Consider the following 12740-nt stretch of genomic DNA (forward strand, 5'->3'; position numbering starts at 1 on the left):
CACGCCACCTTCGGGTGGCGTTGTTTTATCCGGGATTTAAAACTCCACGCGCGCGCCGAGATTATAGCGACGCCCTTCCACCTGAGCGGATTCATTCCACGCGGTCGTCAGTTTCGGGTCTTCATCCAGCAGGTTATAGATACCCGCCATCAGCTGTGTATGTTTATTGAGCTTATAACGCACACCGACATCCACCATCGTGTAGTCATCATATTTATAGTTATTGCCACTGTTGCGGTTACTGCTGCGATAGTTCAGCGTACTCCACACATCAAGGCTTTGTGTTGCTGCCCAGTTCAGCGACAGGTTGGCCATATGGCGCGGATAATCGTTCAGCGCGTAACCTTTGTTGACACCGCTTTTTTGCTCGCTGTGGTTCCAGGTATAGTTCGCGTTGGCTTTAATGTCGGCGCTAATCTGCCAGTCGGCATTGAGCTCAACACCGTACACATCCGCTTCGCTGACGTTGAAGTATTTACTCACAGAGTCGGCGTTGTAACCGTTGACCGAGCACTGATGAGTCGCTGTGGTTTCACAAATGGTTTGTTCAGCAATTTTATCTTTGAACTGGGTGTAAAAGACGGTGCTATCCAGTGAAAGTACGTCGCCCGTCCAGTAGAGACCCAGTTCGGAGTTCACGCTTTTCTCCGGTTTCAGGTCGTCATTGCCCACCGTCAGGAAGGGATAGGGCACGGTGGAGCCGTATGGGGTGACGAAGTCGCTGGATGTGGCGCGTAGTTCCGGTTTTTTATACCCGGCAGAAACGCCGCCTTTCAGCGCCCAGGCATCGCTGAATGCCCAGTTGCCATACATTTTGGGCGTAATATGCGTACCAAAGTTATCATCCTGATCCATACGCGCTGAGGTGGTCAGGATGAAGTCGTCAATGCTCCAGCCATCTTCAACAAACAGCGCCCAACCGTTACGGCTGATTTTGGTCACCGGATCTGAACCCGGCAGCGTTTTGTTGGCTACATCAAAGCGGTCGTTTAATTCTTCGCGCGTAAAATTGGCGCCGACGGTCAGCTTATGGTTGTCGAGAGTGAACGTGGTCTGCGAGTTAGCGACGTAGTTTTCCATCTGCACATACTGCGGCGCCTGTCCGTCATAAACGTATTTCGAACGGCCTTTTTCATAGTTGATGTAGTTGGTTGTGGCGATGGTATCGTCCGCATACCAGCCGGTGTGCGTCAGGGTGGCCGCGTTACGGTCAAACAGCCATGACCACGGCGCACCGCGTTTTTGGGTCCGGTTTTTCTCTTGCTCACCGGTAACCACGTTGAGATCGAAAAGGTTATTTTCGCTGGCGGCCAAACCGAGCGTCATATCGACGGACTTACGGTTGTGTTTACCAAAGTAATTATTGCGATCGTCATCGCGTCGGTCGAGCCAGTCTGCTGCAACGCTCAGCCCCAGAACATCAGGAATAAGCGGTCCCATGGTGAACAGATTCATCTGGCTGGTATTACCTAAATACTCATGTTCTTGCAGCCAGGTATTGGCGGCGATAGCCCCCGTCCAGTCCTTGTTACCATAGGGTTTTTTGGTGATGACGTTCACCACGCCGCCAATGGCGTCTGAGCCATACAGCGATGACATCGGCCCGCGAATCACTTCGATACGTTCAATGGCCTCCATCGGTGGTAAGAAGTTGGCTTCGGTACCAATGTCATGCCCATACGGACGAGATTCGCCGGTATTTTGTTTGACGCTGTTGACCATGAAGGCGGTGTAAGACGGGTCCATCCCACGGATCATGATGCTGCCCGCGTTCATGCCGCTGCTGTTGGAAACCGACACGCCGGGAATATTTTTAATGGCTTCACCGACGTTACGATCCGGCTGAATATCCAGGGTGTTACGGTCGATAACGGAAATAGTGGCCGGTGCTTCGCGTTTTTGCTGCGAGAAACCGGATGCCGTGATCACCATTTCATCTTCACTGTTGCGAGAGGTTTCTGTTAATTCTTCGGCCTGGGAGGGAAAAATAACACCGCCTGAGAATGCGACGATCCCTGTCAGCGTAATAAGTTGACGCGTTTTCATAATATAAGACACCTGAAGAGTAAAAAAATAACAGCGCCACCCTGCAGCTAAAATAACCGCAAGGTGGAAGAATCTTTTTATTTATTAGTATTGAGACAGATCGATTTTCAGCACGTAGTCCGGTTTGACGCCAATCATCTTCTCCGGCTGTTTTATACTGACATACAAGGTATTCGCATCTGCTGAGAGTGCGAGGCTGTTCGGCAGAGCGTGGGTTTCGATGCTCTGTTTCACCTGATAGGTCTTGCTGTCCACAATGCTGATCCGTTTGGCATTGCGGTGAGTGATATAAACTTCCTGTCGTTTTTCGTTATAGATCACTGCCAGTGAATTGATGACCTTAATTGGCGCAATAACCTTACCGGTATTAATATCAACAACCAGTACGTCTGCTAAATCAGGATCGGTCAGAAACGCGCGATTATTTTTGCTATCCAGAGCAATATTCAGGAAGAAATGTTTTTTGGTTGGCTCAACGGAAAAACGGCTAATAATCTTATGGTGAGTCGTATCCAGCGTAATAAGCTCATTTCTGCCATTCACAACATACAAACGCCCCTTTTCTGCATCAAGGGCCATTCCGGTGGGGTATTCTCCCATGTTTTCAAGGGTGGCGATTTTCTCACGCTTTTGCGTATCCACCACCCAGACAATCCCTTTCTCCGCGACACCGGAAACATACAGGCGATGATGCTGCTTATCGAGCACCATTTCCCGCGTGTGGACGATGTCCGCCGGTTTTGTGGCTTCGCTTAACTGCAGTATCGCCAGCTCTTTACCGCTGCGCGTATCAATGAGCGTGACAGAACCTTCCAGCGTATTGCCGATATACAGAACGTGGTTTTCTGCATCCAGCGCAGTCGCAAAAGCGCGGCGGCTGGTGTCGATAACTTCCGTCGTGGTGAGCTTTTCCAGATCGAGTTTGTAGACAAGCCCGCGGGTTTTGTCTTTATCAAACGACGGGGCAGAGGCGGCAAAAAGCGCATTTTGTTGGTGATCTACCGCCAGTTCATACACGCCGTTACCGACGTCGCGGGTCAGAAAATCGGTCTCGGGCAACGTGCCTGCGTTGCTGGTCAGGGAGGCAAATAACAGCGCTGTGGCAAATGCCGCGCGGGAATAGCGTTTCAGGGACATCACATTGTGGAGGTTCATTGACTTTTATTCACATTTATTTACGTGTTGCGAATGATAATGAGATCTAATCTCATTCGCAAATAAGATAAGCGAAATGTGACTACCCAATCTGGTAGGTTAAAAAGACAACAGTTGAACCAGGGAAAAGCGGGAGGAAAAGAGAGAGGAAAAGAGAGTAGAGCGGAAGCCGATGTTAAAAACCCCTACTAACCAGATGCTGGCGTTCGGGGTTTTACGCGAGAGTGCGAACTTATTTCTTCGCCGCGCGCTCGAAGGAAGCAACGATTTCAGCTTTAGCCGCTTCTGCGTTTTCCCAACCGTCAACTTTCACCCATTTGCCCGCTTCGAGGTCTTTGTAATGCTCGAAGAAGTGAGTGATCTGCGCTTTCAGCAGTTCTGGCAGGTCGTTCACATCTTTGATGTGATCGTATTCTTTGCTCAGTTTGGTGTGCGGAACAGCAACCAGTTTCGCATCTTCACCGGATTCGTCGGTCATTTTCAGCACGCCAACCGGACGGCAGCGGATCACTGAACCCGGCTGCAGCGGGTACGGCGTCGGGACCAGAACGTCTACCGGATCACCATCCAGAGACAGGGTGTGGTTGATGTAACCGTAGTTGCACGGATAGAACATCGCAGTGGACATGAAGCGGTCAACGAACAGGGCGCCGCTCTCTTTGTCAACTTCGTATTTGATCGGATCTGCGTTCGCAGGGATCTCGATTACAACGTAGATATCTTCCGGCAGATCTTTACCGGCAGGGACGTTGAGTAAGCTCATGTCTGTTTCCTTTAAATAAGCTATGGCAAACAAGTGGCGGGTATTATAGCCAACTCGCGCTGAATGTCTCCGCTTGTTTTCGATTTTCATTCCACACATTTCCCCCTTTTTATCTCCCTTTCGTGACAGAAAAATCCATATCTTCAGCTGCATTTTTCATAGGGAGATGGAAGCGATTACAAAGTTGTGATTAACGTTTTATTTACTTTTTTGAAGTGTGATGTAACGCAATTCGTTACATACCCAATTGTCTATAGTTTTTTCGCGACGGTTTATTAATCAACAATAATCACCCTACGAGGATGCACTTATGTGGAAGCGCTTACTGTTAGTCACAGCAGTTTCGGCAGCCATGTCGTCTATGGCGATGGCAGCCCCTTTAACCGTAGGATTTTCCCAGGTTGGCTCTGAATCCGGCTGGCGCGCAGCAGAAACCAACGTGGCGAAAAGCGAGGCTGAGAAGCGGGGTATTACGCTGAAAATCGCTGACGGCCAGCAAAAACAGGAAAACCAGATTAAAGCAGTACGCTCATTCGTGGCTCAGGGCGTGGATGCGATTTTCATTGCGCCGGTTGTGGCAACGGGTTGGGAGCCGGTGTTGAAAGAAGCGAAAGATGCCGAAATTCCGGTCTTCTTGCTCGATCGTTCCATCGATGTAAAAGACAAATCTCTCTATATGACCACCGTCACCGCCGATAACGTTCTGGAAGGCAAGTTGATTGGCGACTGGCTGATCAAAGAGGTGAACGGTAAGCCGTGTAACGTTGTTGAGCTGCAAGGCACGGTGGGTGCCAGCGTGGCCATTGATCGTAAGAAAGGCTTTGCCGAAGCCATTAAGAGTGCGCCAAACATCAAAATCATCCGCTCTCAGTCCGGCGACTTTACCCGCAGTAAAGGGAAAGAAGTCATGGAGAGCTTTATTAAAGCGGAAAACAACGGCAAGAACATCTGCATGGTTTACGCCCACAACGATGACATGGTGATCGGTGCGATTCAGGCGATTAAAGAAGCGGGCCTGAAACCGGGTAAAGATATTCTGACCGGCTCCATCGACGGCGTACCGGATATCTACAAAGCAATGATTGACGGTGAAGCGAACGCCAGCGTTGAGCTGACGCCGAACATGGCGGGACCGGCTTTCGACGCGCTGGAGAAATTCAAGAAAGACGGCACGATGCCTGAGAAGCTGACCATCACCAAATCTATCCTCTACCTCCCTGATACCGCAAAAGAAGAGTTAGAGAAGAAGAAAAATATGGGTTACTAAGTCGCCAGGTGAGGAACCATGCCGGATGGCTGTGCGCTTATCCGGCCTACAGGTGAGCGTATCGTAGGCCGGACTGGACGCGAGCGTCGCCATCCGGCAGTTTGACGCAGGAGGAACCATGACCACCGAACGACACCCGGAAATCCTCCGAACTGAAGGATTAAGCAAATTCTTTCCCGGCGTCAAAGCGCTGGATAACGTTGATTTCAGCTTACGCCGTGGCGAGATTATGGCGCTGCTGGGAGAAAACGGCGCCGGAAAATCAACTCTCATTAAAGCGCTGACCGGCGTTTATCATGCCGATCGTGGCACCATCTGGCTCGAAGGCCAGGTGATCTCCCCTAAAAATACCGCCCATGCGCAACAACTGGGCATTGGCACCGTTTATCAGGAAGTGAATCTGCTGCCCAATATGTCGGTGGCGGATAACCTGTTTATTGGCCGCGAGCCGCGACGCTTTGGGCTGTTACAACGCAAACAGATGGAAAAACGTGCCACGGAGCTGATGGCGTCTTACGGGTTTTCCCTGGATGTTCGCGAACCGTTGAACCGATTTTCTGTGGCGATGCAGCAGATTGTCGCTATCTGCCGGGCTATCGATCTCTCGGCGAAAGTGTTGATCCTCGATGAACCCACCGCCAGCCTGGACACCCAGGAAGTTGATATGTTGTTCGGCCTGATGCGTCATCTGCGCGATCGCGGCGTCAGTCTGATCTTCGTCACCCACTTTCTCGATCAGGTTTACCAGGTCAGCGATCGGATCACCGTCCTGCGTAACGGGAGCTTTGTTGGCTGCCGTGAAACCCGGGAACTCCCGCAGATCGAGCTGGTGAAGATGATGTTGGGACGCGAACTCGACACCCATGCGTTACAACGCGCAGGCCGCACTTTGCTGAGTGATAAACCGGTGGCTGCCTTCAGCGATTTTGGTAAGAAGGGCACGATCGCGCCGTTTGATCTGCAGGTGCGTCCCGGTGAGATCGTCGGCCTGGCGGGGCTGCTGGGATCGGGGCGAACGGAAACCGCGGAAGTGATCTTTGGAATTAAACCCGCCGACAGCGGCAGCGCGCTGATCAAAGGCAAACCGCAGAGCCTGCGCTCGCCGCATCAGGCATCGTGCCTGGGGATCGGCTTCTGTCCTGAAGATCGAAAAACGGATGGCATTATTGCCGCCGCGTCGGTGCGGGAAAATATCATTCTGGCCCTGCAGGCGCAGCGCGGCTGGCTGCGGCCGATCCCGCGCAAAGAACAAAATGAGATTGCTGAGCGTTTTATCCGCCAACTGGGTATTCGCACTCCCAATGCTGAACAACCTATCGAGTTTCTCTCCGGCGGCAATCAGCAAAAAGTGTTGCTGTCACGCTGGTTACTGACGAAACCGCAATTCCTGATCCTTGATGAGCCGACGCGCGGGATCGATGTTGGGGCGCATGCGGAGATCATTCGCCTGATCGAAACGCTGTGCGCAGATGGTCTGGCGCTGCTGGTTATTTCGTCTGAACTGGAAGAGCTGGTGGGGTATGCCGATCGGGTCATTATCATGCGCGATCGCAAACAGGTGGCTGAGATCCCACTGGCTGAACTGTCCGTACCGGCAATTATGAATGCCATTGCGGCCTAAGGAGACTATTGTGATGCCCCAATCTCTCCCTCAATCCAATCCACCAAAACGGCGGTTTCGCTGGCCAAAGGGAATGCCGCAACTGGTGGCGTTGCTGCTGGTGTTGCTGGTGGACAGTCTGGTCGCGCCTCACTTCTATCAGGTGATTTTGCAGGATGGTCGCCTGTTCGGGAGTCCGATTGATATTCTCAACCGCGCCGCACCCGTGGCGCTGCTGGCGATTGGCATGACGCTGGTGATCGCCACCGGCGGTATTGATCTTTCTGTTGGGGCGGTGATGGCCATTGCCGGCGCGACGACTGCCGCGATGACGGTGGCCGGACACAGCTTACCGGTCGTGTTGCTTGCCGCGTTAGGTTCCGGGATCCTGGCGGGATTGTGGAACGGCATTCTGGTGGCACTCCTCAAGATCCAACCCTTTGTCGCCACGCTTATCCTGATGGTCGCCGGACGCGGTGTGGCGCAATTGATCACCTCCGGGCAGATCGTCACCTTTAACTCGCCCAGTCTGTCGTGGTTCGGCAGTGGATCGCTCTTACTGTTCCCCACGCCGGTGATTATCGCGCTGATTACACTGGTCGTATTCTGGCTGCTGACCCGCAAAACGGCGCTGGGTATGTTTATTGAGGCGGTGGGGATCAATATCCGTGCGGCGAAAAACGCCGGGGTAAACACCCGCATCATCGTCATGCTGACCTATGTACTGAGCGGACTGTGCGCGGCGATTGCCGGTATTATCGTCACGGCGGATATTCGCGGCGCGGATGCCAATAACGCCGGGTTATGGCTGGAGTTAGATGCCATCCTGGCGGTGGTCATCGGAGGTGGTTCGTTGATGGGCGGGCGTTTTAATCTGCTGCTGTCGGTGGTAGGCGCCTTAATTATTCAGGGAATGAACACCGGGATTTTACTGTCGGGCTTCCAGCCGGAACTGAACCAGGTGGTGAAAGCCGTTGTGGTGTTGTGTGTGCTGGTCGTGCAATCACAACGCTTTATCAGCCTGATAAAAGGAGTGCGTGGTCATGATAAAACGTAACTTACCGCTGATGATCACCCTCGGCGTCTTTGTGCTGGGTTATCTCTACTGCCTGACGCAATTCCCGGCGTTTGCCTCCACGCGGGTGATCTGCAATATCCTGACCGATAACGCCTTCTTAGGGATCATTGCCGTTGGTATGACGTTTGTGATCCTCTCCGGTGGGATCGATCTGTCCGTGGGTTCAGTGATCGCGTTTACCGGCGTGTTCCTGGCGAAGGCGATTGGTTACTGGGGAATCTCTCCACTGGTGGCGTTTCCGCTGATTCTGGTGATGGGCTGTGCGTTTGGGGCATTCATGGGGCTACTGATCGATGCCCTGAAGATCCCGGCATTTATCATTACGCTGGCGGGAATGTTCTTTCTGCGTGGCGTCAGCTATCTGGTGTCGGAAGAGTCGATCCCAATCAACCATCCTGTTTACGATACGCTCTCCAGCCTGGCGTGGAAGATCCCCGGCGGTGGCCGCCTGAGCGCAATGGGACTACTGATGCTGGGCGTCGTGGTGATCGGTATCTTCCTCGCGCACCGTACACGGTTCGGCAATCAGGTCTATGCCATTGGCGGCAATGCCACCTCGGCTAATCTGATGGGGATCTCGACCCGCAGCACGACAATCCGTATCTACATGCTCTCCACCGGGCTGGCGACGCTGGCTGGCATTGTCTTTTCCATTTATACCCAGGCCGGTTATGCGCTGGCGGGCGTGGGTGTCGAGCTTGATGCCATTGCCTCAGTGGTGATTGGCGGTACCTTGCTGAGCGGCGGGGTCGGTACGGTGTTAGGAACGTTATTTGGCGTGGCGATTCAGGGGCTGATCCAGACCTATATTAATTTTGACGGCACATTAAGTTCCTGGTGGACGAAAATCGCGATTGGCATTTTATTGTTTATTTTTATTGCCTTACAACGGGGGCTTACCGTGTTGTGGGAGAATCGCCAGAGCTCGCCTGTTACCCGCGTGACCACGGCCATAACACCAAAGTAACCGGCTGATTTTTCAGAAAACATTTAAATACCTAAACTTTTTCCGGTTGTAGTCGATAGGTTCTGTACAGGTCTGTTTTATCCCTACAACCGGAAATATAACGATGCCAAAATCCCTTTCAATTCGATCAAGTTTGTTGGTGTTATTGTCTCTGCTGACGTTCCTTCTGTTAGTGACCGGAGGAATGGGGCTTTACGCCGCGACTCGTGTGATTACTTCATTGATTTATCACGGCATTATGAGCGCTGCGATGTTGGCGGCAATCGCGTTGCTGGCGGTTATTTGGTTCATGTTGCGAAATAAGTTTCTGCAGCCGCTGGATAACGTCATAGAGCAACTGGAACGTCTGGCAACCGGGGATTTGTCGCCTGTTACAGCCCCCCCGGCAAGCGCCGAATTTAATCGCCTTAACACGGCAATGGACGAAATGCGCCACGCGCTGGGCGATTCCGTGATGCGTGTGCGTGATGCCAGCTCGCAAATTGATGTCGGCAGTCGTGAACTGACGGCGGGTAACCTGCATCTGGCGCAACGCACAGAATCAACCGCGACCTCGCTTGAGCAAACCGCCGCCAGCATGGAAGAGTTAACGGCAACGGTTAAACAGAATGCGGAAAACGCAGAGCAGGCGCACCAACTGGCAAAATCGGTCTCAGATACCGCCGACCGTGGCAGCGAAATGGTGTGCTATGTCATTGAGAAAATGCGTGATATTTCAGGAAGCTCCAGCCGTATCGCCGACATCCTTAGCGTCATCGATGGTATTGCTTTTCAGACCAATATTCTGGCGCTAAATGCTTCTGTAGAGGCGGCTCGCGCGGGTGAGCAGGGCAGAGGGTTCGCGGTCGTGGCGGGAGAGGTCCGTAATCTGGCCAGCCGTAGCGCCGAAGCGGCAAAAGAGATCCGTACATTAATCAGCGACTCGCACACGCACGTGGGCGAAGGCAGTGAACTGGCGCAGCAAGCGGGTGAAACCATGGATGAGATTGCGACGGAAGTTCTGCGCATGACCCGGTTGATGCGTGAAATCGCCAGTGCATCCCAGGAGCAGAGTCGTGGTATTGAACAGGTTAATATTGCGGTGAGTCAGATGGATGAAACGGCGCAGCAGAATGCGGCGCTGGTACAGCAATCTTCGGCGGCCACCCGCTCGCTGGAGGAGCAGTCGCATGCGCTGCTGGAGGCGATGTCGGCGTTTAAATTACAAACGGCGTAACGAATATGTTTGCCGGAGGCGACGTGACAATGCCTTATCCGGCCTACATTCGTGCAGTTTGTAGGCCAGATAAAGCGAGCGTATTACGCGTCCGGGAACTCACGGATAAAGCGTTCTACGTCTTCAACCATATGGTCGTTGCCGACGAAGAATGAGCGGCGCTGGTGCAGACTTTCCGGGGTGATATCCAGAATGCGTTCTTTACCATCGCTTGCCTTGCCACCCGCCTGTTCCGCCAGGAAAGCCATCGGGTTGCATTCGTACAGCAGGCGCAGTTTCCCTTGCGGGTGGCTGGCGGTGCTTGGGTACAGGTAGATGCCGCCTTTCAGCAGGTTACGGTGGAAATCCGCCACCAGGGAGCCGATGTAGCGTGAGGTGTACGGACGCTGGGTGGGCTTATCTTCTTCCTGGCAGAATTTAATGTATTTCTTCACGCCATTCGGGAATTTGATGTAGTTGCCTTCGTTAATGGAGTAGGTGCTTCCTTTTGCCGGGAAGCGCATACGTTCCTGGCTGAGGCAGAAGACGCCCAGAGAAGGATCGTAAGTGAAGGCATGTACGCCACAACCGGTGGTGTACACCAGCATGGTTGATGAGCCATAAACGACATAGCCCGCAGCAACCTGTTTGTTGCCCGGCTGCAGGAAATCTTCTTCCGTGACCGGTGTGCCGACGGGGGTAACGCGGCGATAAATGGAAAAAATCGTGCCGACAGAGACGTTCACGTCAATGTTGGAAGAGCCATCCAGCGGATCCATTAGCACAACATATTTTGCGTGTTCACAACCTTCAAAGACGACGATTTCATCTTCTTCTTCGGAGGCGATGCCTGCGACAATATCACGAGCCTTCAGTGCTGCTTTCAGTTTTTCGTTCGCGAACAGATCGAGTTTCTGCTGAACCTCTCCCTGCACGTTCTCTGCACCGCTGGCACCCAGGATATCGACCAGACCGGCCTTATTGATATCGCGGTGGATGATCTTGGCGCCCAGCTTTATTGCCGACAACAAAGCAGTGAGCTCACCGGTAGCATGAGAAAACTCGTGCTGCTTTTCGACAATAAATTCACCTAACGTTTTCATAACACTTTCCCTGCAATTTATGTGGAGTAAAGCGACCGCAATAATATTAACAAATATTTCCGTTGCCGCGCTCAGGTGAATCGCGCCAGCAAACTACGGAATATCCTTAAATGCGTTTCTCACTTGCCAGACATGTGCGTAAAATGGCCCCCAGATTAAAAAAGGATAGTGACGTATGCGCATTCATATTTTGGGAATTTGTGGCACTTTCATGGGCGGTCTGGCGATGCTGGCGCGCTCGCTCGGTCATGAAGTAACGGGTTCGGACGCCAATGTGTATCCGCCGATGAGCACCTTACTTGAGAAACAAGGCATCTCCCTGATTCAGGGCTACGATGTCAGCCAGCTCGACCCACAGCCGGATCTGGTGATCATCGGCAATGCCATGACCCGTGGCAACCCGTGTGTGGAAGCGGTACTGGAGAAGAACATTCCGTTCATGTCAGGCCCGCAGTGGCTGCATGACTTTGTGCTGCGCGATCGCTGGGTACTGGCGGTTGCGGGGGCGCACGGGAAACCCCCCACCGCCGGCATGGCGACCTGGATCCTCGAAGCCTGCGGCTATAAGCCGGGCTTTGTGATTGGCGGCGTGCCGGGGAACTTTGAGGTTTCTGCGCGTCTGGGCGAAAGCGACTTTTTCGTGATCGAAGCGGACGAGTATGACTGCGCCTTCTTCGACAAACGTTCTAAATTTGTGCATTACTGCCCGCGTACGCTGATCCTCAACAACCTTGAGTTTGATCACGCGGACATCTTTGACGATCTGAAAGCGATTCAGAAACAGTTCCACCATCTGGTGCGTATCGTACCGGGTCAGGGACGCATCATCTTCCCGGAAAACGACATCAATCTGAAACAGACGATGGCGATGGGGTGCTGGAGCGAGCAGGAACTGGTTGGCGAACAGGGCCACTGGCAGGCGAAAAAACTGACGACAGACGCTTCCGAGTGGGAAGTGTGGCTGGACGGTGAAAAAGCTGGCGTTGTGAAATGGGGCCTGGTGGGTGAACACAACATGCACAATGGCCTGATGGCGATTGCGGCAGCCCGTCACGTGGGTATTTTGCCAGCAGATGCGGCGAATGCGCTGGGCTCGTTCATCAACGCCCGTCGTCGTCTTGAACTGCGCGGTGAAGCCAACGGTGTGACGGTGTATGACGATTTCGCCCATCACCCAACGGCGATTCTGGCGACGCTCGCCGCACTGCGCGGTAAAGTGGGCGGCACGGCGCGCATAATTGCCGTACTGGAACCGCGCTCGAACACCATGAAGATGGGGCTGTGTAAAGACGATCTGGCACCGTCGTTAGGACGTGCAGACGAAGTGTTCCTGCTCCAGCCGCCACATATTCCGTGGCAGGTTGCGGAAGTGGCCGAAGCCTGCGTTCAGCCTGCTCACTGGAGCGGCGATGTTGATTTGCTGGCGGACATGGTGGTGAAAACCGCGCAGCCTGGCGATCATATTCTGGTCATGAGCAACGGTGGGTTTGGCGGCATTCACCAAAAACTGCTGGATGGTCTGGCGAAGAAAGCACAGGCAGAAGCGGAAGAGTAAAAAAAAGCCCG

10 protein-coding genes are annotated in these 12740 nt (G+C 53.1%); 6 read left to right on the forward strand and 4 right to left on the reverse strand.

Features of this window, described 5'->3' with window-relative positions; genetic code table 11:
* Positions 1 to 36: 36 nt before the first annotated feature.
* From N7268_RS07760 to ppa, 3 genes are all read right to left on the reverse strand, one after another.
* A complete protein-coding gene (locus N7268_RS07760; RefSeq protein ID WP_260862370.1) occupies positions 37 to 2046 on the reverse strand; it encodes a TonB-dependent receptor domain-containing protein in 2010 nt (669 codons plus the stop codon).
* A gap of 84 nt (positions 2047 to 2130) precedes the next feature.
* Positions 2131 to 3201 carry a YncE family protein gene (locus tag N7268_RS07765; RefSeq protein ID WP_260862371.1) on the reverse strand — a complete coding sequence of 357 codons (1071 nt, stop codon included), beginning with the start codon at positions 3199 to 3201 and terminating at the stop codon, positions 2131 to 2133.
* Positions 3202 to 3433: 232 nt separating this feature from the next.
* On the reverse strand, positions 3434 to 3964 hold the full coding sequence (ppa, locus tag N7268_RS07770) for an inorganic diphosphatase (protein WP_260862372.1): 531 nt from the start codon (positions 3962 to 3964) through the stop codon (positions 3434 to 3436).
* A 310-nt stretch (positions 3965 to 4274) separates the two neighbouring features.
* Here ppa and ytfQ point away from each other — a divergent pair, with 310 nt between their 5' ends.
* The 5 genes from ytfQ to N7268_RS07795 all read left to right on the forward strand — a co-directional run bounded on the left by ytfQ (position 4275) and on the right by N7268_RS07795 (position 10092).
* A complete protein-coding gene (gene ytfQ, locus N7268_RS07775) occupies positions 4275 to 5231 on the forward strand; it encodes a galactofuranose ABC transporter substrate-binding protein YtfQ (RefSeq protein WP_260862373.1) in 957 nt (318 codons plus the stop codon).
* 118 nt (positions 5232 to 5349) lie between these two features.
* Complete coding sequence (gene ytfR, locus N7268_RS07780) at positions 5350 to 6852, forward strand: galactofuranose ABC transporter, ATP-binding protein YtfR (RefSeq protein WP_260862374.1); 1503 nt, start codon at positions 5350 to 5352, stop codon at positions 6850 to 6852.
* A gap of 13 nt (positions 6853 to 6865) precedes the next feature.
* Entirely contained in the window at positions 6866 to 7888 is a 1023-nt protein-coding gene (gene ytfT / locus N7268_RS07785) for a galactofuranose ABC transporter, ATP-binding protein YtfT (RefSeq protein WP_198906821.1), read from the forward strand.
* Positions 7875 to 8876, forward strand: coding sequence for a galactofuranose ABC transporter, permease protein YjfF (yjfF, locus tag N7268_RS07790; RefSeq protein WP_260862375.1), 1002 nt, complete (start codon positions 7875 to 7877; stop codon positions 8874 to 8876). Before ytfT ends, yjfF begins: the two co-directional genes overlap by 14 nt.
* A 103-nt stretch (positions 8877 to 8979) precedes the next feature.
* A complete protein-coding gene (locus N7268_RS07795) occupies positions 8980 to 10092 on the forward strand; it encodes a methyl-accepting chemotaxis protein (RefSeq protein WP_260862376.1) in 1113 nt (370 codons plus the stop codon).
* 83 nt (positions 10093 to 10175) lie between these two features.
* Here the strand turns inward: N7268_RS07795 and fbp are convergent, their stop codons facing one another.
* Positions 10176 to 11174 (reverse strand): class 1 fructose-bisphosphatase, encoded by a 999-nt coding sequence (gene fbp / locus N7268_RS07800; protein ID WP_003830390.1) that lies wholly within the window; start codon positions 11172 to 11174, stop codon positions 10176 to 10178.
* A 175-nt stretch (positions 11175 to 11349) separates the two neighbouring features.
* On the opposite strand from fbp, the gene mpl reads away from it, so the two are divergent.
* A complete protein-coding gene (gene mpl, locus N7268_RS07805; RefSeq protein ID WP_260862377.1) occupies positions 11350 to 12729 on the forward strand; it encodes a UDP-N-acetylmuramate:L-alanyl-gamma-D-glutamyl-meso-diaminopimelate ligase in 1380 nt (459 codons plus the stop codon).
* Positions 12730 to 12740: the final 11 nt, after the last annotated feature.

Source organism: Citrobacter sp. Marseille-Q6884, assembly GCF_945906775.1.
Lineage (GTDB): Bacteria > Pseudomonadota > Gammaproteobacteria > Enterobacterales > Enterobacteriaceae > Citrobacter.

Excerpts from the sequence above, each read along its gene's own strand:
- N7268_RS07760 (WP_260862370.1), bottom strand. The coding sequence starts at position 2,046 with ATGAAAACGCGTCAACTTATTACGCTGACAGGGATCGTCGCATTCTCA.
- N7268_RS07765 (WP_260862371.1), bottom strand. The coding sequence starts at position 3,201 with ATGAACCTCCACAATGTGATGTCCCTGAAACGCTATTCCCGCGCGGCA.
- ytfT (WP_198906821.1), top strand. The coding sequence starts at position 6,866 with ATGCCCCAATCTCTCCCTCAATCCAATCCACCAAAACGGCGGTTTCGC.
- ytfQ (WP_260862373.1), top strand. The coding sequence starts at position 4,275 with ATGTGGAAGCGCTTACTGTTAGTCACAGCAGTTTCGGCAGCCATGTCG.
- fbp (WP_003830390.1), bottom strand. The coding sequence starts at position 11,174 with ATGAAAACGTTAGGTGAATTTATTGTCGAAAAGCAGCACGAGTTTTCT.
- N7268_RS07795 (WP_260862376.1), top strand. The coding sequence starts at position 8,980 with ATGCCAAAATCCCTTTCAATTCGATCAAGTTTGTTGGTGTTATTGTCT.
- yjfF (WP_260862375.1), top strand. The coding sequence starts at position 7,875 with ATGATAAAACGTAACTTACCGCTGATGATCACCCTCGGCGTCTTTGTG.
- ppa (WP_260862372.1), bottom strand. The coding sequence starts at position 3,964 with ATGAGCTTACTCAACGTCCCTGCCGGTAAAGATCTGCCGGAAGATATC.
- ytfR (WP_260862374.1), top strand. The coding sequence starts at position 5,350 with ATGACCACCGAACGACACCCGGAAATCCTCCGAACTGAAGGATTAAGC.
- mpl (WP_260862377.1), top strand. The coding sequence starts at position 11,350 with ATGCGCATTCATATTTTGGGAATTTGTGGCACTTTCATGGGCGGTCTG.